Genomic DNA, 23,019 nt, shown 5'->3' with positions numbered 1-23,019 from the left:
CGAAAATCGGCTATAGTGTAGCGGTTGACGGCGGATCTCTTTTTCTTCATCGTCAATTCAGTCAACCTGCAAAAAAATACGGAGTTTGCTATGAGCAACAAAGGGCAATTGTTACAAGACCCGTTTTTGAACGCACTGCGTAAAGAGCATGTGCCGGTGTCGATCTACCTGGTCAACGGCATCAAGCTTCAAGGGAACATCGAATCGTTCGACCAGTACGTCGTGTTGCTCAGGAATACGGTCACCCAGATGGTCTACAAGCACGCAATCTCGACTGTCGTGCCAGCCCGTCCGGTGAATTTCCACCCGGATTCCGAACAGTCCTAACCCCCGTCGCGGCCGGCGTAGCGTCGCCCGTTGGCGATTCCCTCCCGGCCGCCTCATTTTGATACCCTCCAATTTGATCAATGCAGCGCTTGTCGGCATCGACTTCGGTAAGATCGATTTCGAAGCCAGTCTCGAAGAACTCAGCCTGCTCGCGCAAAGCGCGGGCGCGAATCCCTTAGTCACCCTCACCGGGCGCCGGTCCAGCCCCGACGCGAAGATGTTCGTCGGCAGCGGCAAGGCCGAAGAATTGCGTCTTGCGTGTGAGGCGAACGACATCGAGCTCGTCATTTTCAATCACGCTCTGGCGCCCGCGCAGCAGCGCAATCTGGAGCAAGCGCTTAATCGGCGCGTGGTCGACCGCACCAGCCTCATTCTCGACATCTTCGCGCAACGCGCCCGCAGCCATGAAGGCAAGCTGCAGGTGGAGCTCGCGCAATTGCAGTATCTGTCGACCCGGCTGATTCGCGCGTGGACCCACCTCGAACGCCAGAAAGGCGGTATCGGCTTGCGCGGTCCCGGCGAAACGCAGCTCGAAACCGACCGCCGTTTGATCGGCGAGCGCATCAAGGCGCTCAAGACGCGGCTCGAAAAATTGCGCCGCCAGCATGGCACGCAGCGCCGCGCTCGCAGCCGCAACCAGACGATGTCGGTGTCGCTGGTCGGCTATACGAATGCGGGCAAGTCCACGCTGTTCAATGCGCTCACCAAAGCCCAGGCGTATGCCGCCGATCAACTGTTCGCGACGCTCGACACCACCTCGCGGCGCGTCTATCTCGGTGACGAAGCGGGGCAGGTGGTGGTGTCCGACACGGTCGGCTTCATCCGCGAGTTGCCTCACCAGCTGGTGGCCGCGTTTCGCGCCACGCTCGAGGAAACCATTCACGCCGACCTGTTGTTGCATGTGGTCGATGCTTCGAGCGCGGTGCGCCTCGATCAGATCGATCAGGTGAACGAGGTATTGCGGGCGATCGGCGCAGACACGATCCGCCAGGTGCTGGTGTTCAACAAGATCGACGCGGTGCCGGAGCTGGCGGCCCGTGGGGACGCGGTCGAGCGGGACGAATATGGTAATATTTCGCGCGTCTTTTTGAGCGCGCGCACCGGTCAAGGGCTGGATACGTTGCGCGCTGCCATCGCTGAAATCGCTACTGCCGAACCTCTTGCCGACACGTTCATCGAGCAGTCGGAAGAAGGCCGGCCCGCAGCACCGCGCGACGACCGCAAGGTTCCAGAACTCGGGCACTGACCCGTTCCAATTGCACTGACCCGCTGTCTACTCTGGTGAACGAACACAGGTGAACGAATACAACGAGCGGAGTATCTGGCTGCGCATGCGCGCCTTGCTTTCACTGAACGATCCGCGCTGGGGCCGGGGCGACGGCAATGGCGACCGGCAACGGCCGAATGACCCGAAGCGTCCGTCCAAAGACGGTGAAGGTCCGCCTGATCTCGACGAGATGTGGAGAGACTTCAACCGCCGCCTGAGCCGGATCTTCGGACGCAAGGGCGGCGGTGCGGGCGGCGGGCGTCCGGACAACGGACGTGGCGCGCGCATCGGCGTGGGTATCGTGATCGGCGTGCTGATCGCGATCTATCTCGGCAGCGGCGTGTTCGTCGTGCAGGATGGCCAGGCCGCCGTTGTGATGCAGTTCGGCAAGTATCGCTACACCGCCGGTCAGGGTGTGCACTGGCGGTTGCCGTATCCGTTCGAAGCACATGAGTTCGTCAATGTCGGCCAGATCCGCCAGGTGGAGATCGGCCGTAACAACGTGGTGCGTCTGGCGAACGTGAAGGACGCGTCGATGCTCACGCACGACGGCGACATCGTCGACGTGCGCTTCGCGGTGCAGTACCAGGTGCGCAAGCCCACCGACTATCTGTTCCGCAGCATCGATCCCGACCAGAGTGTGATGCATGCCGCGCAGGCGGCGGTGCGTGGCATTGTCGGCGCGCGCAGCACGAGCGAGATCCTCGATCAGGATCGCGAAACAATGCGTCAGCAGTTGATTGCGGCGATCCAGCAATCCCTCGATCAATACGAGTCCGGCCTTGCCGTGACCGGCGTGACGATCCAGAGCGTGCAGGTACCCGATCAGGTGCAGGCCGCGTTCGACGACGCCGCCAAGGTGCGTCAGGAAAACCAACGCGCGAAGCGCGACGCGCAAGCCTATGTGGCGGACCTGCTGCCGCGCGCGCAGGCCGATGTGACGCGCCAGATCGAAGACGCGAAAACCTACAGCGAGAAAACCGTCGCCCAGGCGCAAGTCGAAGCCGACCGCTTCAAGCAGGTCTACGCGCAGTACTCGAAAGCGCCTGCGGTGATTCGCACGCGCATGTACATGGAAACCATGCAGCAGATCTACTCGAATACGACGAAGGTTTTCGTGGACAGCAAGAACGGCAACAACGTGCTGTATTTGCCGCTCGACAAGCTGGTCGAACAGAATCGCCAGCGGCTCGCCGACGGCGCTGCCGCTACGCCGGGTGCCGCTGGCGCAAGCGCGCCGCAAGCAGCGAGCGCGGCTGCGCCTGCGGGCGCGTCCGCCGCTGCAGCAGGCCCGGCAGCTTCCGCGTCCGCCGCGGCCGAGACGCCCGCCAGCCAGCCCGCGAGCGGCGCCTCGCTGCGTTCACGCGACGCCTTCCGCAATCGCATGCGCGAAGACGACGTTCAATAAGGAGCGCACAACATGAACAAGATCATTGCGCTCGTCGTGGCCATCGTCGTCGTGCTGTTCGCAGCTTCGTCGATGGTGTTCGTCGTCGATCAGCGGCACATGGGCGTGCTGTCGTCGCGTGGCGACACGCCGCCCGCCTTGCTCGGCCCCGGGCTGCATGTCAAACTGCCGCCGCCGTTGCAAACGCTTACGCTGGTCGATAACCGCATTCAGTCACTCGACGCACCGGACGAGGACCGCTACGCCACGTCGGATAAAACCGATCTGCTGGTCAACCCGGTCGTCAAGTTCCGCGTCACCGACCCGCTCAAGCTGCTCGCCGAAACGAAGGGCGATATCCAGAGCCTGCCGGACCGGCTCGCGCTGCTGTCGCGCAGCGCGCTCGGCGATGCGTTCGGTCAGTTCACGCTGTCCGATGCGCTTGCCAAGCAGCAAACCGTCGCGGAACAGGCGCGCGGCGCGATGGACAAGAGCGCGGCTTCGCTCGGCGTGTCGGTGGTGGACGTGCAACTGACGCGCGTCGACTTCCCGGCGGCGATGGCCGATTCAGTCTTCAAGCGGATGATCGCCGTCCGCGAGCAGATCGCAGCCGACGAGCGCGCCAAGGGCGCGGCCGAGGCCGCGCAGATCAAGGCGGACGCGGTGGCGCAGCAGCAGGCGGTGCTCGCGGACGGCAACGCGCAGGCGCAGACCATCCGCGGCGAGGGCGATGCAAAGGCCGCGGAAATCGCCGCCGAAGCATTCGGCAAAGACCCGCAGTTCTACCAGTTTTATCAAAGCATGCAGGCGTACCGGAAGACCTTCAAGCCGGGCGACCTGATCGTGGTCGACTCGAACAACGAGTTCTTCCGCTTCATGCGTAGCCCGACCGGCGGCGCTGCCCCGGACGCTTCCGCGGCCCCGCGCAATCACTGATAACCGGAACGCCGCGGCATCCGCATCGCGGCGCCTTCATTCGCATGGACATAGCCGGCTCGTTACTGCTCGCGATCGCACTGATGCTGATTATCGAGGGGATGTTCCCCTTCGTTTTTCCGACCGCCTGGCGCGACACGTTCCGTAAAATAGCGGAACGGCCGCCGCATCAGATTCGCGTCGGCGGATTGGTCGTGATGGTGCTCGGGCTGATCCTGCTGTTTATCGTGACCTGAAAGGGCCACGCCGGCGGCGCCGCAGCGCGCGTGACGCGCTCGCCCTGCCTTCGTGTCGGCGAGGGCGCGGCGCGCAGGCGGTGCCTGCGATAGCCGCCAGAATCGAGCCGCCGCCCGCCATTCAAACACTCACTTACCGGCGCCTTCACCCGCCGTGTTCAACGCCGTAGGACTGTACCGATGTCGACCTGGTTGCTCCCCGAGAATATTGCCGACGTGCTGCCGTCGGAAGCCCGCAAGATCGAAGAGTTGCGGCGCCATTTGCTGGACCGTTTCCGCTCGTACGGCTACGAGATGGTCATGCCGCCGCTGCTCGAGTACCTCGAATCGTTGCTGACCAGCGGCGGTCACGATCTGAATCTGCGCACCTTCAAGCTCGTCGATCAGATGTCCGGGCGCACGCTCGGTCTGCGCGCCGACATCACGCCGCAGGTCGCGCGGATCGACGCGCACCTGCTGAACCGTCAGGGCGTGACGCGTCTTTGCTACGCCGGCAACGTCGCGCATACGCGGCCGCGCGGTCTGCATGCAACGCGCGAGCAGATTCAGATCGGCGCGGAAATCTACGGTCACGCGGGCCTCGAAGCGGATCTGGAAATCCAGCAACTGATGCTCGACGCGCTGCGTCTGGCGGGCCTCGCCAAAGTGCGCCTCGATCTGTGTCACGCGGGCGTGCTCGCGGCGTTGATCGAAGCGGAGCCGGCCGCGGACGAACTCGGCCAGTCGCTGTACGACGCGCTGGCGGGCAAGGACGTGCCGCGCCTCGTCGAACTGACGGCGGGACTCACACCGGTCATCCGCGATGCGCTGCGCGCGCTGCCCACGCTGTACGGCGACGCGGCGGTGCTCGAAGAAGCCCGCGCGCGCCTGCCGAACGCGCCCGCCATCGCTCGCGCGCTCGACGACCTCGCGTTTCTCGCAAGCCAGGTGGACGGCGCCGAAGTGATGATCGACCTTGCCGACTTGCGTGGCTACGCGTACCACAGCGGCGTGATGTTCTCCGCGTATGTGGATGGCGTGCCGAATGCGGTGGCGCGCGGCGGCCGTTACGACCACGTCGGCCAGGCTTACGGGCGGGCTCGCGCGGCAACCGGCTTTTCGCTCGATCTGCGCGAAGTGGCGCGGATCTCGCCGATCGAAGCGCGCAGCAGCGCGATTCTCGCGCCGTGGCAGCACGACGACGCGCTGCGCGTGAGCGTCGCCGCATTGCGCGATGCCGGCGAAGTGGTGATTCAGGCGCTACCTGGCCACGAGCATGATCTGGATGAATTCGCGTTCGACCGCGTGTTGGTCGAGCGCAACGGCGCATGGGTCGTCGAGGCGCGCTCCTGAGCGCGTTCCGTTCGAGTCGCCCGAGGACTATCCTCAGCGCATGTTGAACGGCGCCGAACGCGCCGTCGAACCGGGCGCGGTCACTGGCCGCGCCATCTTTTTCCTCCCCACCATAACGTGCATACCGTTGAGCGGAAACGGAAAAATTCGGAAGGTTCCGCGAACATAGGTAGAATACGTTTTTAACCAGCTTACGAAACAACATGTCTGCCAGCGCAGTGAATGTGAACCCCGGACGCAACGTCGTCGTCGTGGGGACCCAGTGGGGTGATGAGGGCAAGGGCAAGATCGTCGACTGGCTGACGGACCACGCTCAAGGCGTCGTTCGCTTCCAGGGCGGTCACAATGCCGGTCACACGCTTATCATCGGCGGCAAGAAAACCATCTTGCGCCTGATTCCGTCGGGCATCATGCATCCCGGCGTCGCGTGCTATATCGGCAATGGCGTCGTGTTGTCGCCGGAAGCGCTGTTCAAGGAAATCGGCGAACTCGAAGCCGCAGGCGTCGATGTCCAGAATCGCCTGTTCATTTCCGAAGCCACCACGCTCATCCTGCCGTATCACATCGCCATCGACCAGGGCCGCGAAGCGCGCCGTGGCGCGGGCAAGATCGGCACCACCGGTCGCGGCATCGGTCCGGCCTACGAAGACAAGGTGGCGCGTCGCGGCCTGCGCGTGCAGGACCTGTTCGACCCGGTCACGTTCGCCGAACGTCTGCGCGAAAACCTCGACTATCACAACTTCGTGCTCACGCAATACCTGGGCGTCGCCGCTGTCGACTTCCAGCAAACGCTCGACACGATGCTGAGCTACGCCGACCGTCTGAAGCCGATGGTCACCGACGTGTCGCGCCGTCTGTACGACGCGAACGCGGCCGGCAGCAATCTGCTGTTCGAAGGCGCGCAAGGCACGCTGCTCGACATCGACCACGGCACCTATCCGTTCGTCACGTCGAGCAACTGCGTGGCGGGCGCGGCGACTTCGGGCGCGGGCGTCGGTCCGCAAAAGCTGAACTACATTCTCGGCATCACCAAGGCGTACTGCACGCGCGTCGGTTCGGGTCCGTTCCCGAGCGAACTGTATGACGCGGACAATGCCGCGCGTCAGGAAGCGATCGGCCTGGAACTGGCTACCGTCGGCAAGGAATTCGGCTCGGTCACCGGCCGTCCGCGCCGCACCGGCTGGCTCGACGTCGCCGCGCTGCGCCGCTCGATCCAGATCAACGGCGTGTCGGGTCTGTGCATGACCAAGCTCGACGTGCTCGACGGCCTCGACGATGTAAAGCTGTGCGTCGGCTACACGGTCGACGGCCAGAATATCGACCTGCTGCCGCGCGGCGCGTCGGAAGTCGCGCGCTGCGAGCCGGTGTACGAAACCTTCGCGGGCTGGAAGGAAAGCACCGTCGGCATCAAGGAGTGGGACAAGCTGCCGGCTAACGCGCGTGCTTATCTGTCGCGTGTGCAGGAAGTGGCGGGCATTCCGATCGACATGGTATCGACCGGTCCGGATCGCGACGAGACCATCTTGCTGCGTCATCCGTTCAAGGTTTAAGCCATGATTCAAGGTGTACCCATGATCGCGATGAAAGATCCGCGCAATGACGACAAGAACCTGTGGGTCGGCTGGGACGAGTATCACCGGCTGATCGAGTTGCTGGCGCTCGGCGTGCACGAATCCGGCTGGAAGTTCGACCAGATTCTGTGCCTCGCGCGCGGTGGCTTGCGCGTGGGCGACCAGCTCTCGCGCATCTACGATCTGCCGCTGGCGATTCTCGCCACCAGTTCGTATCGCGAAGCGGCCGGCACGGAGCAGGGCGAACTCGACATCGCGCAATACATCACGATGACGCGCGGCGAACTGCACGGCAACGTGCTGCTGGTCGACGACCTGGTCGATTCGGGCGTGACGCTGGCGCGGGTTCAGCAGCATCTGAAGGAACGCTATCCGGCGATCACCTCGGTGCGCTCGGCGGTGCTCTGGTACAAGGGCTGCTCGAAGGTGAAGCCTGATTATCACGTGCAGTATCTGCCGACCAATCCGTGGATTCATCAGCCGTTCGAGGAGTGGGACACGGTTCGTCCGCACAACCTCGGCGCGTGGATCAAGCGCGGCATTGCGCAGGCGCAGGAGTCGGCGGCGGAGTAAGGTGAATGCGCGGCGCCGTGTGCTTCGCGTGGTATGTATCGCAGTGTTTGCAAGACGGAGCCCGGTTGGGCTCCGTTTTTTTTGCGCGTCTTCAGCGGACCGGCCAGACCTTGCTGCGCGAAGCGCCTGATACGAATTCAGGCAAGGCCGCCGGCACGGCCCTCGACGCGGCAGACGCGCCCAAACCGCAGTGCTACACTGCGCGGACTATCTACGTGGTGTATCCACAACAAGCCGGGCGGCGCTAGACGGGCAGCTTAGAATAGCGGTCGTTTTTTCCGCTCAGGAAACGGATTTCCTCGCGTCTATGACAGATAACAATCACGTGCACAAGCAGCCACTGCCTTCCCTCGCGATTGCCGCGATCGGCGTGGTGTTCGGCGATATCGGCACGAGCCCGTTGTATTCGCTGAAAGAGGCCTTCAGTCCGTCGCACGGCATTCCGTTGACCGAGCAATCCATCCTCGGCGTGATCTCGCTGCTGTTCTGGGCGATCATGATCGTGGTCGGCGTCAAGTACGTGCTGTTCGTGATGCGTGCGGACAACAACGGCGAGGGTGGCGTGCTCGCGCTGATGGCGCTGGCGCTGCGCTCGCTCGAAGAGAAATCGAAAATGGCCGGCCTGCTGATGATGCTCGGCATCTTCGGCGCCTGCATGTTTTATGGCGACGCGGTGATCACGCCGGCCATCTCGGTGATCTCGGCAGTCGAGGGTCTGGAGATTGCCGCGCCTCATCTGACGCATCTGGTCCTGCCGCTGACGATCGCGATCCTGATTCTGCTGTTCTGGATTCAGCGGCACGGCACGGCGATGGTCGGCCGCCTGTTCGGTCCGATCATGGTGCTGTGGTTCGTGGTGCTCGCCGCGCTCGGCCTCTGGCACATCACGCAGTCGCCGAACGTGATCCGCGCATTGAACCCGTATTACGCGTACACCTTCATGGCCGCGCACGTGCTGCAGGCGTATGTGGTGCTCGGCTCGGTCGTGCTGGTGCTGACCGGCGCCGAAGCGCTGTACGCCGACATGGGCCACTTCGGCGCGAAGCCGATCCGCATGGGGTGGTATCTGCTGGTGATGCCGTCGCTGGTGCTGAACTACTTCGGCCAGGGCGCGCTGCTGATGCACGACCCGAAGGCCATCGAAAATCCGTTCTTCCTGCTCGCGCCCGAGTGGGCGTTGCTGCCGCTCGTCGTGCTGTCGACGGTCGCGACGGTGATCGCCTCGCAGGCCGTGATCTCCGGCGCGTATTCGCTGACGAGCCAGGCAATCCAGCTCGGCTACGTGCCGCGTATGAAGATCCTGCACACGTCGGAGCTGGCGATCGGGCAGATCTATGTGCCGGTGGTGAACTGGATGCTGCTCTTCATCATCCTGTGCATCGTGATCGCGTTCAAGAGTTCGGACAATCTCGCCGCCGCGTACGGTATCGCGGTGACGGCCACGATGGTGATCACCACGATCCTCGCTTGCGTCGTGATGGTGAATGTGTGGAACTGGAACAAGCTGCTGGTGGCGTTGATCATCGGCGTGTTCATGACGGTCGACCTGGGCTTTTTCGGCGCCAATCTGCTGAAGGTCGAAGAGGGCGGCTGGTTGCCGCTCGGCATCGGCGCATTGCTGTTCTTCCTGCTGATGACGTGGTTCAAGGGCAGGATGATCGTCAAGGAGCGCACGGCCGCCGACGGTATTCCGCTGATGCCGTTCCTGCAAGGGCTGCTCGCGCATCCGCCGCATCGCGTGTCGGGTACGGCGATCTATCTGACCGGCAGCGATTCGCTGGTGCCGGTGAGCCTGCTGCACAACCTGAAGCACAACAAGGTGCTGCATGAACGCACGATCTTCCTGACCTTCGTGACGCGCGACATCCCCTATGTGAACGACGCGGAGCGCGTGACCGTGAAGGATATCGAAGGCGGTCTGTATCTCGTCAAGGCGGCCTACGGTTTCAACGAAACGCCCGATGTGAAGGCGGTGTTGCTCGATGTCGGCCGCACCCACGACATGACCTTCGAACTGATGGACACGTCGTTCTTCCTCGCGCGCGAAACGGTGGTGCCGACGCAACTGCCTGGCATGTCGGTGTGGCGCGAACGTGTGTTCGCGTGGATGCACCAGAACGCCGCGAAGCCGACGGACTTCTTCAGCATCCCGGCCAACCGGGTGGTGGAGTTGGGGACCAAGATCGAGATCTGACGCTCAGCGCTGGTTCTCGTGCGCCTCGCCTGGCTGGGGCGCGAAACAACAAGCCCACGCGAAAGCGTGGGCTTGTTGTTTTTGTTTGGGCACATGGCCTCATGGTCGAGTTGCCGCGTGAAGAACGCTCAGGCAGTGAACCTGCGCATGCAAAGGCTCAGCGCGTGAGCGAGTCACGCGCTCATCCCACGCTTACTTCTGCCTGAGCTTTGCAAATGCTGCGGCCATTGCACCGCCTGCTTCCGGTTCGCGCGAGCGCTGCTGTGACGCGCCGCGTCCAGCGCCAGCCGAACGGCCAGCGCCGCCGCGATCCTGCTGAGCGCCGCCGCCGCTGCGCGCGGCAGCCGCGCCGAACTCGTCGTCGAGGCGCATCGTGAGCGCGATGCGCTGGCGCTTCACGTCGACTTCCAGCACCTTCACCTTGACGATCTGCCCGGCCTTCACGACTTCGTGCGGGTCCTTGATGAACTTCGTCGACATCGCCGACACGTGCACCAGACCATCCTGATGCACGCCGACGTCGACGAACGCGCCGAATGCCGCCACGTTCGTCACCACGCCTTCGAGCACCATGCCCGGCGTCAGATCGCTGACCTTCTCGACGCCTTCGCGGAACGTCGCGGTCTTGAACTCGGGGCGCGGGTCGCGGCCCGGCTTTTCGAGTTCGAGCAGAATGTCGCGCACCGTCGGCAGACCGAAACGGTCGTCGACAAATTCACTTGGCGACAACCCGCGCAGCGCGTCGCGATTGCCGAGCACTTCGCCGACCTGCTTGTTGATCTTCGCGAGCATCCGTTGCACGACCGGATACGCTTCGGGGTGAACCGACGAGCGGTCGAGCGGATTCTCGCCGTTGTTGATGCGCAGGAATCCGGCCGCCTGCTCGAAGGTCTTGTCGCCCAACCGCGGCACCTTGCGCAGATGCTCGCGCGACGGGAACGGGCCGTTCGAATCGCGATAGTCGACGATGTTGCGCGCGAGCGTGGCGTTCAGACCCGACACGCGAGCGAGCAGCGCGACCGAGGCCGTGTTCGCGTCCACACCGACCGCGTTCACGCAGTCTTCGACCACCGCGTCGAGCGAGCGCGCCAGTTCGCGCTGATTGACGTCGTGCTGATACTGGCCGACGCCAATTGCCTTCGGCTCGATCTTCACCAGTTCGGCGAGCGGATCCTGCAGGCGGCGCGCAATCGACACCGCACCGCGCAGCGACACGTCCATGTCGGGGAACTCTTTCGCCGCGAGTTCGGAGGCCGAGTAGACGGACGCGCCCGCTTCGGACACGACGATCTTCTGCAGCTTGAATTCCGGATGACGCGCGATCAGCTCGCTCGCGAGCTTGTCCGTTTCACGCGACGCCGTGCCGTTGCCGATACTGATCAGTTCGGCCTGCGTCTGCGCGCAGATGCGCGCGAGTTTGGCGATGGAGCCGTCCCAGTCGCGGCGCGGCTCGTGCGGATAAATCACGTCGGTGGCGAGCACCTTGCCGGTCCGGTCGACCACCGCTACTTTCACGCCGGTACGCATACCCGGATCGAGGCCGATCACCGCCTTCGGACCGGCCGGCGCGGCCAGCAGCAGATCCTTCAGATTGCGCGCGAAGACGCGGATCGCTTCGTGCTCGGCTTCGTCGCGCAGATTGGTCAGCAGTTCGTTTTCGATGTGCGGCTGCACCTTCACGCGCCAGCACCAGCGGCACACGTCGGAGAGCCATTTGTCGGCCGGGCGGTTCTGATTGGCGATGCCGAAGTGGCGCGCGATCAGCGCTTCGCCCGGATGCGGCATCTGCGCGTCGAGTTCCTCGCCGAGACCCAGCTTGACCATCAGCACGCCCGCATTGCGGCCGCGGAACAGTGCAAGCGCGCGATGCGACGGCACGGTGCGGATGGTCTCCGCGTAATCGTAGTAGTCGCGGAATTTCTCTTCTTCCGCGCTCTCCTTGCCTTCGACCACTTTCGACGACACCACGCCCTGGTTGAACAGATAGTCGCGCAGCTTGCCGAGCAGCTCGGCCGTTTCGCCGAACTGTTCGGAGAGGATGTCGCGCGCGCCGTCGAGCGCGGCCTTGAGGTCGGCGACACCTTTTTCGGCGTCCACGTACGTGGCGGCTTGCGTTTGCGGGTCGAGCAGCGGATTGCCGAGCAGCGCGTCGGCGAGCGGCTGCAGACCGGCTTCGCGCGCGATCTGCGCGCGCGTGCGGCGCTTCGGCTTATACGGGAGATACAGATCTTCCAGCACCTGTTTGCTGTCGGCGCCTTCGATCGCGCTGCGCAGCTCGTCGGTGAGCTTGCCCTGTTCGTCGATGCTGGCGATGATCGCCGCGCGCCGGTCTTCCAGCTCGCGCAGATACAGCAGGCGTTCCTCGAGATTACGCAGTTGCGTGTCGTCGAGATTGTCGGTCACTTCCTTACGGTAGCGGGCGATGAACGGAACAGTCGCTCCTTCGTCGAGAAGTTGCACCGCGGCCGCGACCTGGCGCGGCTGGACGGACAGTTCGGCGGCGATGCGCTGTACGATCTTGAGTGCTACGGTTTCCGTCATAAGGTCTTGGTGTTCCTGCGGACTCAGTCAGGGGCCGCGCGCTGACGGCACGTCGGGACACGCCCGGCGTGCGCGCTGCGACCAGGTTGCTAGAGCGGGGCATTTTGCCATAAATGCCAAAGGGCTCAACCGCAGGGTGATAGAATTTCGGGCATGTTCCGTTGACCCTCTACGACGTTGCCAATCTCCTTGTCCATCAACTGCCTGGGCTTTCGCCGGGTCTCTCGCCTGTCACCGGATTTGTCGCCGGAGTTGTCGTCGGGTTCGCCAACGGGTTTGCTGAACGCGCCGCTCATCTCGTTGGTATCGGCCGCGCGCGCCGTGCTCGGGCTTGCATTCGTCTCTTCGCGAGTTTTCGCAGCATCGTGCGCATCGTGCGTGATGGCCGCCGCGCTTGTCATGTCCGCACCGGCCGCCGCGCAAACGCCGTCGGCTGAGGGTAACAGCGCGAGTCTGCCCGTGTCGGCGCAGAGCGTCGCGCCGTCAGCGGCATCGGCCGTGCAGGGCGATCGGCCCGCTGGCAGCGCGGACAGCGCGAGCGACGCGGCCGCACTGGACAAATCGTTCGAGGCGCGTCAACAGGCACTGGACGAACGCAGCGAGGAGAACAACTACCGTTACGCGGTCGCCCAGCACAATTGCTACAGCAGGTTCTTCGTCAATCACTGTCTGGACCGCGCGCGCGACAGCATGCGCACGGTGCAGGCGGAGATTCGCAAGGAACAGCTCGCGCTCGACGGCGAGCAGCGCGCGCAACGCGCGCGCGCGCGTGACGAGCGGGCCGCGCTGAGGCGCGCGCGCGACGAAGCGAACGCGCCGCAGCGGGCCGCCGAAGATGCGCGCAACGAACAGGCTTATCAGGACAAGCAGCGTCAGCACGAACTCGATCAGGCACAGCGCAATGCCGAGGCGCCGCAGCGCGCCGCCAACGCGCAGGCCTACGAGGAAAAGCAGCGCCAGCACGAACTCGATCAGGCGCAGCGCAATGCCGAGGCGCCGCAACGCGCCGCCAACGCGCAGGCCTACGAGGAAAAGCAGCGTCAGCATGCGCTGGATCAGGCGCAGCGTGGCATCAGTCCGTCGCAGGCGGCGGCCAACCAGCAGGCGTACGACCAGAAGCAGGGCGACTTCCAGCGCAAGCTCGAGGAAGCGCGTCAGCAGGGTGCGCAGAAGGCGCAGGAGCGCGTCGAGAAGCAGCAGAGCTTCGAGAGGAAGCAGGCCGATGCCGCGCAACATAAGGCCGACGTGGAAGCGCGTCAGAAGCAGGCGGCCGGGAAGGCCGAGCAGAAGCGTCAGGACCAGTTGAAGCAGCAGCAACTCGAAGAGCAGCAGAAACAGCAACAGCAGGAACAGTAAATGTGCTGTAGTTGGCGCTGGCTGATTGTGGCCAGCGCCCGTCGTAGTCGTAAACGCCTTTTAAGCCGGACAGCAACCTCAGGCGTCGGTCTGCTGCGCGCAGCCCCTGCCGCAGACGAGAGGAGGCGAGCATGCGCGAGCATCACCACGTCATCAACGCGGACACACTTCGCGACCGTATTCTGCAACTGGAATCGGAGCACAGTGGGCTCGATCGTCTAATCGACCGAATGTCGGATGAGCCCGGCATCGACGACTTCGAGTTGCAGCGCCTGAAAAAGCGCAAACTCAAAGTCAAGGACACCATCATCTTGCTGCAATTGCAGCTCGAACCGGACGCACGCGCCTGAGTTCGCGGCCTGGCAGGCGCCGGGCGCGCGCCGCGCGAGCCGGACTTTGCAGGAACGCTTGCCTTGAATTCACCGCTTGAAACTTCAACCCGGACCACGCCGGGCGACGCAACAACAGGAACCGGCACGCCGGCGCCGCGCACTGGCGCGTCAGCGTTGAGCGCGTCGCTCAATCCGCGCCGCGCGGCCGAGCTCGATGAGATCTTCGCCGACAATGGGCTGCTGGCCCGGCAGATCGACGGCTATCGCTCGCGGGCCTCGCAGATCGAAATGTCGCGCGCGGTTGCCGCGGCAATGGAAGCGTCGGGCCGCGCGATGCCCGAGCCCGCGATGTTCGAGGCGCAAAAGCGTCCGGCGCGGCGTTTGCAATCGGCGGGCGCGGATGCCGCGGCCGAGGCCGAGGCCGCTGAGAACACGGAGTCGGGCGGACTCGACGGTAGCGAAAACACGCTGATCGTCGAGGCGGGCACGGGCACCGGCAAGACCTATGCGTATCTCGTGCCGGCCATGCTGTGGGGCGGCAAGGTGATCGTCTCCACCGGCACGAAGCATCTGCAGGATCAGCTCTTTCAGCGCGACATTCCCACCGTTCGCGATGCGCTTGCAGTACCGGTATCGGTGGCCATGCTCAAGGGGCGCGCGAACTACCTGTGCCACTACTATCTGCAGCGCGCCGCGGATAACGGCCGTCTGCCGTCGCGCCAGGAAACCTCGTATTTGCAGGACATCGTGCGCTTCGCGAAGATCACGCGCACCGGCGACAAGGCCGAACTCGCGAGCGTGCCGGAAACGGCGGCGGTGTGGTCGATGGTCACGTCGACGCGCGAGAACTGTCTCGGCCAGGAGTGCCCGCATTACAAGGACTGCTTCGTGATGCAGGCGCGCCGCGAGGCGCAGCAGGCCGATATCGTGGTGGTCAATCATCATCTGTTTTTCGCCGACATCATGTTGCGCGATACGGGCATGGCCGAGTTGCTGCCCACCGCCAACACCATCGTCTTCGACGAAGCCCATCAACTGCCCGAGACGGCCACGCTGTTTTTCGGCGAGACGTTGTCCACCACGCAGTTTCTCGAACTCGCGCGCGACTCGGTTGCCGAAGGTCTGGGTCATGCGCGCGAGTCGGTCGACTGGGTCAAGCTCGGCGCGACGCTCGAGCGCGCCGCGCGCGATGTGCGGCTCGCGTTCAAGGAAGATTCGGTGCGCCTGTCGATCGGCCAGTTGCCCGACGATCATCCGCTATTCCCCGCGCTCGAAACGCTCGAAACCGAACTCGACGCGCTCGCATCCGCGCTGGCGGGCCAGGCCGAGCGCGCCGAATCGCTCGGTGCATGTCTGCGCCGCGCGCGCGAGTTGCAAGGCGTGCTTGCCGGCTGGACCACGCCGCCCACCGAGACCGAGCGCAACGCCGCCGACGCTCAGCAAGCCAGCTCGAACGACGGCCACGCCGAACGCGCGGACCCGAACGAAAAGGTGCGCTGGATCGAGGTCTTCTCCCATACCGTGCAGTTGCACGAAACACCGCTGTCGGTCGCGCCGATCTTCGCGAAGCAGCGCGCCGGCGTGCCGCGCGCGTGGATCTTCACATCGGCCACATTGTCGGTGCGCGGCGACTTCACGCACTATGCCGCGCAAATGGGATTGAACGCCAAACGTTCGATGACGCTGCCCAGCCCCTTCGACTATCCGTCGCAAGGGTTGCTGTACGTGCCGCGCAACTTGCCGCAGCCGTCGTCGCCGATGTTCACCGACGCCGTGTTCGACGCCGCGTTGCCCGCGATCGAAGCATCGGGCGGCGGCGTGTTCATGTTGTGCACGACGCTGCGCGCGGTGGACCGTATCTCGGCCAAACTGCGCGACACGATCGAAGCGCGCGGCTGGAACTATCCACTGCTCGTGCAGGGCGACGCGAGCCGCACGGAGTTGCTCGAGCGCTTCCGGGCGTACGGCAATGCGATCCTCGTGGGCAGTCAGAGTTTCTGGGAAGGCGTGGACGTGCGCGGCGACGCGCTGTCGCTGGTGGTGATCGACAAGCTGCCGTTTGCGCCGCCGGATGACCCGGTGCTGTCGGCGCGGCTCGATGCGCTCACCAAGAAGGGCTTGAGCCCGTTCGCCGTGCACCAGTTGCCGCAGGCCGTGATTACGTTGAAGCAGGGCGCGGGCCGTCTGATTCGCGCGGAGACCGACCGCGGTGTGCTGATGATCTGCGACACGCGTCTCGTCGACAAACCGTATGGGCGTCGGATCTGGCAAAGCCTGCCGCCATTCAAACGAACGCGCGAGATCGAGGTGGTGCGCGAGTTCTTCGAAGAGAACGCCACGCCGGTCCGATGAACTATTACGTGTTGAAAATGCCGCCGTTGTAAAACGGCGCGCAAATGGCAAAACGCCACGAATGTGAGTCCGTGGCGTTTTGCTTTACTGCCCGGGAAATCGCGACGATTTCCCGATGCAGTTTTCGCCCAGAGGCGAGCCCTATGCGACAGCTTACTGGCTTGCGCCCGAAGCCGGAGCAGCTGCCGAAGCAGCAGCGCCTGCGTCCGAAGCAGCAGCGCCTGCGTCCGAAGCAGCAGCCGTAGCCGAAGCAGCAGCATCGCTCGCAGCAGCAGCGGCACCCGAAGCAGCCGTAGCCGAGTCCGAAGCTGCGGCAGCCGGTGCCGAAGCGGCAGCTGCGTCGCTAGCCGGGGCAGCGGCTTGGTCGTTGCTCTTGTTGCATGCAGCCAGTGCCACAGCTGCCAACAGGGATGCTACGAGGAGGGATTTCTTCATGATCACGTCCTTTTATGGTTTAAAGGTAAGCAACAGCGCAAAATAAAACCGGTAATGTGCTCCAACACCGACCTGGGCCGCTGGTGGAGACGCTCTTTCGACGAGCTGGAATCTTCCCTACGGCTTGGGCGGAAATTATATGCACTTTCGTACTGACAGTCGATAAATCCGGGGTCAATACGTTGTCTTTCTCATACAAAATTTCACTGTACGGTATAGCAGGCGGGCAGAGTTACGCAAGCTCGCCCACTTGTATCCAGCCCGCACAATACCACTCGTGTAGCCGTGCTGTCACCGACGAATCGTGTGAGAGTGTTACAAAGCGTTTCGCACTCATGCGCCGATGGTCGGCGAGATCAAATAACCACTTTTTCGCGCCATCCAACGGCATTTCTTCTCCATTTACGAAGAAAAAACGGCGGTTGTACAACAAACTGGTCTTGCGGTCCAGTCGCACGCCGGACTTCGATGCCTGACCGATAAAACGGGCTTCGTTGAGCGGCCTCGACGGCGGATCAAAGACCACGCTTGGCTTCGGCTCGCTCAGATACGTGCCGAGAAACGAAGCAATGTCCTGGTCGTTCCATTTGATGCCAGCAAGGATCGCGCCAACCTTCTTCATCAGAGCCGGGGGCAGCTCGGCCGGACGGTCGACGGCGGGCTGCTGCGGATCGCGGTACAGCGCGCCCGGCTTGCCTGCGGACTCGCCGCGTTCGGCCAGATGGTAGAGGAATTGAGCGGTCAGCTCGCTGGCCGAGGGGGCGCGAAAGCCGATCGAGCAGGTCATGCATTCGCCTTCCGCAATACCGTCATGGGCGATGTGCGGGGGCAGATACAGCATGTCGCCGGGTTCGAGCAGCCATTCCTGATCCGGCTCGAAGTTCTGTAAAACTTTCAAAGGCAAACCGGCGTGCAAGGTCAGATCTTTCTGCGCGCTAATGCGCCAGCGCCGTTTGCCTTTTACTTGCAAAAGAAACACATCGTAGGAATCGAAGTGGGGGCCTACGCCGCCGCCGTCGGTTGCATACGAGATCATCAGGTCGTCGAGGCGTGCGTCCGGCACGAAGCGGAAGCGGTCCAGCAACGCGCGCGCGCGGTCGTCGTGCAGGTCCATGCCCTGCACGAGCAGCGTCCACGCGCGCTGCTTCACCGATGGCAGCTCGTCGGGCGCGAACGGTCCGTGCTCGAGCTGCCATTTGTTGCGAAAGTGGGTGATCAGGCGTGCTTCGACCTCGTCCTGATCGGCCAGCTCGAAAAATTCTTCGCGCGAGACCGGCGACTCGATGCCCGGAACGGCCTGGCGAATCAGCAGCGGTTTTTTTTGCCAGTACCGGCGCATGAATTGCGACGGGGTCAAGTTGCCGAGCAATGCGGTCGGCACATCAGGCAAGGGCGGGAGAACGGGCAGCGCCGGCTCCGAGGCCGGCGACGATTTCCGTGCCGAAGCTGCATCGGCCGGGTGGTCAGTGGGCCGCTTGGGCATCGTATAATGTGAGTTGTATTCTGGAGAGTCGAATGAAAATCGCAAAGAACACCGTCGTGTCGGTCGCTTACAAGCTGTCGGATGCGCAGGGCAATCTGATTGAAGAAAGCGACGAGCCGATGGTCTATCTGCACGGCGGCTATGATGGCACGTTCCCCAAGATCGAGGAAGAGCTCGACGGTCACGAGGCCGGCTTCGAGACTCAGATTCAGCTTGAACCGCAAGACGCGTTCGGCGAGTACGACCCCGATCTCGTGAAGATCGAGCCGCGCGATCGTTTCCCGGAACCGCTCGAAGTCGGTATGCAATTCGAAGGCACGCCGGAAGAAGGCGACGAGGACCTCGATTCGCTGGTCTACGTGGTCACCGACGTCGCGGAAGACAAAGTCGTGCTCGACGGCAATCATCCGCTCGCGGGCATGGCGTTGCGTTTCGCGCTGACCGTGAAAGACGTGCGCCCGGCTACGGAAGACGAAATCCAGCACGAGCACGCGCACGGCGCCGACGGCCTTGAGATCCTCGACGAAGACGACGAGGAAGACGACGACAAGTCAGGACCCACTCTGCACTGAACTTGCCGGCACGCCGCCCGGTGCATTCAGGCCTGAAGCGGCGCCCGGCGCGGGCGGTGCCGACAACGGCGGCCCATATGCGCCGCCACCCTGGTCCGCCGGTATGCGCGGTTGCTGATCCGGTGGCGGCTCTCCGGGTGTTTGCAACAGAGGCGGCAATTCCGACGCGGGCCCGAGTACCGGCACAGCCGGCATCGATGCAGCCGGCACCTCGCGCGGTGGCACGGGTTGCGCGGTAGGCATCGGCATCTGCTTCGGCACGTCGCGCACGCTCACACGGAACGGCGGTTTCCTGCCGAGTTCCGCATCAACCTGAATCCACTGGTTAAGACGATCATGCGGCGCAATCGCGACACGCGTGAGATTCGTCACCAGCATCCCTTTGTCATTGCGTAGCGGCTGATCGATCACGAAGCCGCCGCTCGCGGCTTCGTCGTCGCAATGAATCACCAGCACGGGCCCGTGGAAAATCTGCGCGAGCTTGACGAGGCTTCGCTTGAACTCCAGAAAACCGTCGCGGCGTGGGCTGTGCGCGAAGCGCAGCCACGCGAAGCGGTCGGGTCGTTCATAACGTTCCGGGTCGGGGTCGCCCTGAATGAACACGACGACCGCGCGCGCGTCGCGGCGTTTGGCGTATTCGCCGGCGTGTTCAAGCCAGAAAGCGTTGGCGATGACCCGATCTTCGAATTCGCCGTTGCGGCCGCCCGCGGTCAGGTAATGATTGTTCGGGCCGGGTGCATTGAGCCCGACGAATACGATGTCACCCGCTTGCCAGCGCACGTTTTCGCGAAATGGGCGAAAGCGCGAGACTTCGCTTTCCCGCGTCAGCGCGCCAGGGTTCTGGCCCATCGACGTGGAGTCTGCGAACAGCGTTTGGCGCAGCAGGTCGAGCCGTTCCACCGGGTCGAAGCCGCCAGCCTCGGCCGTGCCGCAGTCGACCCAGTCGTGCTGCCCCGGAATGAAAAAGAGCGGCGGCCGCGACGCTTCGAGCAGCGCCTCGCGGCGCTCGTAGAGCGCATCGCGGCAGGCTTCCTTCGGTCCCTTCAGGTTGCCGTCGTAGACGATGAACGAGACGTCGCGCTCACGGCCGATCGCCTCGATCAGCCGTTGCGTGGCGGCTTCGTCGGCGGCGCTGTGCATCGTGTTGGCGATCACCGCAAAGGTGAAGCGCGGCGTGGCCGCGTTGGCGGCCGTTGCGAACGTAAAAAATGCAGCGGACAGTGCCGCGAACCACCCCGCGGCGCCGCTGGGCGAGAAGGCGAAAGTCAGCGCCGCGCGAAGTGGGCGCGGACGCTGGAGAGGCTTGTGGGCGTCAATGATCCGCATCCGGCGCGGCGGCCAGTTCGTGCAGTTCGTACAACAGGTCGAGTGCTTCGCGCGGCCGCAAATCGTTTGGATCGATGCCGCGCAAACGCTCGACGAGCGCCTGCATCGCGGGTGATGCCGCTGGCGCATCGGACCCGGCATCGCGCTCGTCGTCCGCGTCCTCGGCCATCGGCACGGGGGCGGAGAACAGGTCGAGTTGCGGCGCGGGTTGCGCGGCCGATTGCTGTTCGAGATGCGCGAGATGCTTGCGCGCGGCACGAATCACCGCGTTCGGCACGCCGGCCAGTTGCGCGACCTGCAGGCCGTAGCTCTGATTGGCCGGCCCTTCGTTGACTGCATGCAGGAACACGATGCCGTGCCCATGCTCGACCGCCGACAGGTGCACGTTGGCCGCGTGCGGAAACTCCGTGGGCAATTGCGTCAGTTCGAAGTAGTGCGTGGCGAACAGCGTATGGCAGCCGTTATGTGCGAGCAGATGCCGCGCGATTGCCCACGCCAGCGCGAGCCCGTCGAAGGTCGACGTGCCGCGGCCGATTTCATCCATCAGCACGAGACTTTGCGGCGTCGCGTCGTTCAGGATCGCGGCGGCTTCCGTCATTTCGACCATGAAGGTGGAACGCCCGCCGGCCAGGTCGTCGGCCGCGCCGATTCGCGTGAAGATGCGGTCGATCGGCCCGAACGCCGCGCGCCGCGCCGGCACGTAGCTGCCCACATACGCGAGCAGGGCGATCAGCGCGGTCTGCCGCATGAAGGTCGATTTGCCGCCCATGTTCGGGCCGGTGATCAGCAGCAGCTTGCGCTCGGGCGTGAGCGTGCAGTCGTTGGCGATGAACTGCTCGACCTGCGCCTCGACCACCGGGTGCCGTCCCTGTTCGATCTCGATGCCGGTGTCGGGCGAGAACGTGGGCGCAACCCAGTCGAGTGCGCGGGCGCGTTCGGCGAACGCGGCGAGCAGATCGAGCTCGGCGAGCGCCGACGCAACCCGCTGGCACTCCGGAATAAACGGCAGCAACGACTGCAGCAACGCGTCGTAGAGCGAACGTTCGCGCGCGAGCGCGCGTTCCTGCGCGGACAGCGCCTTGTCCTCGAAGGTTTTCAACTCCGGTGTGATGTAGCGCTCGGCGTTCTTCAACGTCTGACGGCGGCGATAGTCGTCGGGCACCTTGTCGGTCTGGCCGCGCGTGACTTCGATATAGAAGCCGTGCACTTTGTTGTACTCGACGCGCAGATTGCCGATGCCCGTGCGCGCACGCTCGCGCGTTTCGAGGTCGATCAGGAACTGTCCGCAGTTCTCCGAAATATCGCGGAGTTCGTCGAGTTCCGCGTCGTAGCCTCGCGCAATCACGCCACCGTCGCGCACCATTGCGGCGGGCTCCTGCGCGACCGCGCGGCTGAGCAGCTCGACGCAGGCTTGCGGCGGCTCCAGCGACGCGTCGATCCGCGCCAGCGAATCCGCGTTGGACGACACGGCTGCAAGCTGCGTGCGCAATTCGGGCAGCGCGATGAACGTGTCGCGCAGGCTCGACAGATCGCGCGGCCGCGCCGACAGTAGCGCAAGACGCCCGGTGATCCGTTCGATGTCCGAAATCTGCCGCAACGCGCCGCGCAGCGTATCGACGTCGGCGCCCGGCGGCGCGTCGAGCAATGCGCCGATGGCCTGCTGACGCGCCTGCGCCACCGCATGGTCGCGCGGCGGATGATGCAGCCAGTGACGCAGCAAGCGGCTGCCCATGGTCGTGCAGCAGGTATCGAGCAACGAGCACAGCGTGGGCGATTCGGTGCCGCGCAGTGTTTCAGTGAGTTCGAGGTTGCGGCGCGTGGCGGGGTCGAGGCCGATATATTCGGATTCGTACTCGACCTTCAGGCTGCGCACGTGGCGCAATTGCTGGCCTTGCGTGGCTGCCGCATACAGCAGCAACGCGCCGGCCGCGCCGCACGCGCAAGTCAGCGAATGCGCGCCGAAGCCGTCGAGCCCCGCCACTTCCAGTTGATCGCACAGGCGTTGCGTGCCCGACGCGATATCGAAGTGCCAGACCGGCACGCGCGTGAGCGCGCCCGCGTTGACGGGCGGCGTCCAGCTTGCCGAATCGGCGGTGGTGTCGGCGACCAGAATTTCCGCGGGGCGAATGCGTTCGAGCGCCGCCGCCACCTGGTCGGGGGCGACTTCCGCGAGGCGCAGCGCGCCGCTCGCCAGATTCAACCACGCGAGGCCGACGCTGGTCGCGACGCCGCGCCGGTTGTGCGCGACGCACATGGCCAGCAGATAAACGTCGTTCTTGTCTGACAGCAGCGCGGCGTCCGTCAGCGTACCCGGCGTGACGACCCGCACCACCTTGCGCTCGACCGGGCCTTTCGACGTGGCCGGGTCGCCGATCTGCTCGCAAATCGCGACGGATTCGCCAAGCTTCACCAGCTTGGCCAGATATTGTTCGACCGCGTGATGCGGCACACCCGCCATCCTGATCGGATTGCCGCCCGATGCGCCGCGTTGCGTGAGCGTCAGATCGAGCAGGCGCGCGGCTTTTTCCGCGTCTTCGAAAAAGAGTTCGTAGAAGTCGCCCATCCGGTAGAACACCAGCGTGCCCGGATGCTCCGCCTTGATGCGAAGGTATTGCTGCATCATCGGCGTGTGTTGTGCGACGTCGTTGGCCGCTGCGGTTTGAATGCCCATCCTCGGTGTCTTCTTGCGTTTGCTGTTCAGGGCGTGAGTTTAACCCGCCAGCGCGACGAGCGGACCCTGGCCGGACGGCCAATCCGCGCAGCGGGCCTCATCGCCGCCGCGTCGACGATTGGGCTCGC

The 23,019-nt window shown here is 64.2% G+C and carries 19 protein-coding genes; 13 read left to right on the top strand and 6 right to left on the bottom strand.

Features of this window, described 5'->3' with window-relative positions; translation table 11 throughout:
• The first annotated feature begins 90 nt into the window (after positions 1-90).
• The 9 genes from hfq to PQR02_RS24410 all read left to right on the top strand — a co-directional run bounded on the left by hfq (position 91) and on the right by PQR02_RS24410 (position 9,823).
• Positions 91-327: an RNA chaperone Hfq gene (gene hfq / locus PQR02_RS24450; protein WP_006051315.1), complete on the top strand. Its 237-nt coding sequence runs from the start codon at positions 91-93 to the stop codon at positions 325-327.
• 73 nt (positions 328-400) lie between these two features.
• Positions 401-1,573, top strand: coding sequence for a GTPase HflX (gene hflX / locus PQR02_RS24445; protein WP_408237075.1), 1,173 nt, complete (start codon positions 401-403; stop codon positions 1,571-1,573).
• A 49-nt stretch (positions 1,574-1,622) separates the two neighbouring features.
• The gene (gene hflK, locus PQR02_RS24440; RefSeq protein ID WP_408237072.1) at positions 1,623-3,002 is read left to right on the top strand and encodes an FtsH protease activity modulator HflK; all 1,380 of its coding nucleotides are present in this window, start codon (positions 1,623-1,625) and stop codon (positions 3,000-3,002) included.
• 12 nt (positions 3,003-3,014) lie between these two features.
• Positions 3,015-3,917: a protease modulator HflC gene (gene hflC / locus PQR02_RS24435; protein ID WP_408237069.1), complete on the top strand. Its 903-nt coding sequence runs from the start codon at positions 3,015-3,017 to the stop codon at positions 3,915-3,917.
• A gap of 44 nt (positions 3,918-3,961) precedes the next feature.
• Positions 3,962-4,153 carry a DUF2065 domain-containing protein gene (locus PQR02_RS24430; RefSeq protein WP_408237066.1) on the top strand — a complete coding sequence of 64 codons (192 nt, stop codon included), beginning with the start codon at positions 3,962-3,964 and terminating at the stop codon, positions 4,151-4,153.
• A gap of 180 nt (positions 4,154-4,333) precedes the next feature.
• Positions 4,334-5,485, top strand: coding sequence for an ATP phosphoribosyltransferase regulatory subunit (locus tag PQR02_RS24425; RefSeq protein WP_408237063.1), 1,152 nt, complete (start codon positions 4,334-4,336; stop codon positions 5,483-5,485).
• 203 nt (positions 5,486-5,688) lie between these two features.
• The gene (locus tag PQR02_RS24420) at positions 5,689-7,035 is read left to right on the top strand and encodes an adenylosuccinate synthase (protein WP_408237060.1); all 1,347 of its coding nucleotides are present in this window, start codon (positions 5,689-5,691) and stop codon (positions 7,033-7,035) included.
• Between the two features lie 3 nt (positions 7,036-7,038).
• A complete protein-coding gene (locus tag PQR02_RS24415) occupies positions 7,039-7,629 on the top strand; it encodes a phosphoribosyltransferase (protein ID WP_149668212.1) in 591 nt (196 codons plus the stop codon).
• A 307-nt stretch (positions 7,630-7,936) separates the two neighbouring features.
• Positions 7,937-9,823 (top strand): potassium transporter Kup, encoded by a 1,887-nt coding sequence (locus PQR02_RS24410; protein ID WP_408237055.1) that lies wholly within the window; start codon positions 7,937-7,939, stop codon positions 9,821-9,823.
• A gap of 192 nt (positions 9,824-10,015) precedes the next feature.
• Here the strand turns inward: PQR02_RS24410 and PQR02_RS24405 are convergent, their stop codons facing one another.
• Both PQR02_RS24405 and PQR02_RS24400 read right to left on the bottom strand, forming a co-directional pair.
• Positions 10,016-12,364 (bottom strand): Tex family protein, encoded by a 2,349-nt coding sequence (locus PQR02_RS24405; RefSeq protein ID WP_408237052.1) that lies wholly within the window; start codon positions 12,362-12,364, stop codon positions 10,016-10,018.
• 125 nt (positions 12,365-12,489) lie between these two features.
• Positions 12,490-12,765, bottom strand: a complete 276-nt coding sequence (locus PQR02_RS24400; protein ID WP_408237049.1) for a hypothetical protein — start codon at positions 12,763-12,765, stop codon at positions 12,490-12,492.
• On the opposite strand from PQR02_RS24400, the gene PQR02_RS24395 reads away from it, so the two are divergent.
• The 3 genes from PQR02_RS24395 to yoaA all read left to right on the top strand — a co-directional run bounded on the left by PQR02_RS24395 (position 12,764) and on the right by yoaA (position 16,404).
• Positions 12,764-13,720, top strand: coding sequence for a hypothetical protein (locus PQR02_RS24395; protein WP_408237046.1), 957 nt, complete (start codon positions 12,764-12,766; stop codon positions 13,718-13,720). The two genes, PQR02_RS24400 and PQR02_RS24395, sit on opposite strands and share 2 nt — an antisense overlap.
• 131 nt (positions 13,721-13,851) lie before the next feature.
• The gene (locus tag PQR02_RS24390) at positions 13,852-14,070 is read left to right on the top strand and encodes a DUF465 domain-containing protein (protein ID WP_408237043.1); all 219 of its coding nucleotides are present in this window, start codon (positions 13,852-13,854) and stop codon (positions 14,068-14,070) included.
• Positions 14,071-14,133: 63 nt separating this feature from the next.
• Complete coding sequence (yoaA, locus tag PQR02_RS24385) at positions 14,134-16,404, top strand: DNA repair helicase YoaA (protein ID WP_408237040.1); 2,271 nt, start codon at positions 14,134-14,136, stop codon at positions 16,402-16,404.
• Between the two features lie 153 nt (positions 16,405-16,557).
• Here yoaA and PQR02_RS24380 read toward each other — a convergent pair whose 3' ends face one another.
• Both PQR02_RS24380 and PQR02_RS24375 read right to left on the bottom strand, forming a co-directional pair.
• Positions 16,558-16,839, bottom strand: coding sequence for a hypothetical protein (locus tag PQR02_RS24380; RefSeq protein ID WP_408237037.1), 282 nt, complete (start codon positions 16,837-16,839; stop codon positions 16,558-16,560).
• 232 nt (positions 16,840-17,071) lie between these two features.
• Complete coding sequence (locus tag PQR02_RS24375) at positions 17,072-18,322, bottom strand: JmjC domain-containing protein (protein WP_408237034.1); 1,251 nt, start codon at positions 18,320-18,322, stop codon at positions 17,072-17,074.
• A 32-nt stretch (positions 18,323-18,354) separates the two neighbouring features.
• Here PQR02_RS24375 and PQR02_RS24370 point away from each other — a divergent pair, with 32 nt between their 5' ends.
• The gene (locus PQR02_RS24370; protein ID WP_149668217.1) at positions 18,355-18,894 is read left to right on the top strand and encodes an FKBP-type peptidyl-prolyl cis-trans isomerase; all 540 of its coding nucleotides are present in this window, start codon (positions 18,355-18,357) and stop codon (positions 18,892-18,894) included.
• Here PQR02_RS24370 and PQR02_RS24365 read toward each other — a convergent pair.
• Entirely contained in the window at positions 18,874-20,220 is a 1,347-nt protein-coding gene (locus PQR02_RS24365; RefSeq protein WP_408237029.1) for a hypothetical protein, read from the bottom strand. The genes PQR02_RS24370 and PQR02_RS24365 overlap by 21 nt on opposite strands.
• The gene (gene mutS, locus PQR02_RS24360) at positions 20,207-22,891 is read right to left on the bottom strand and encodes a DNA mismatch repair protein MutS (protein WP_408237026.1); all 2,685 of its coding nucleotides are present in this window, start codon (positions 22,889-22,891) and stop codon (positions 20,207-20,209) included. The genes PQR02_RS24365 and mutS overlap by 14 nt, the downstream gene beginning before the upstream one ends.
• Positions 22,892-23,019 lie beyond the last annotated feature (128 nt).

It is taken from the genome of Paraburkholderia sediminicola (assembly GCF_046026895.1).
GTDB classification, from domain to species: domain Bacteria; phylum Pseudomonadota; class Gammaproteobacteria; order Burkholderiales; family Burkholderiaceae; genus Paraburkholderia; species Paraburkholderia sediminicola_C.
The sequence above is the reverse complement of the archived record's forward strand: the minus strand, read 5'-3'. Positions and strand labels throughout refer to the sequence as shown.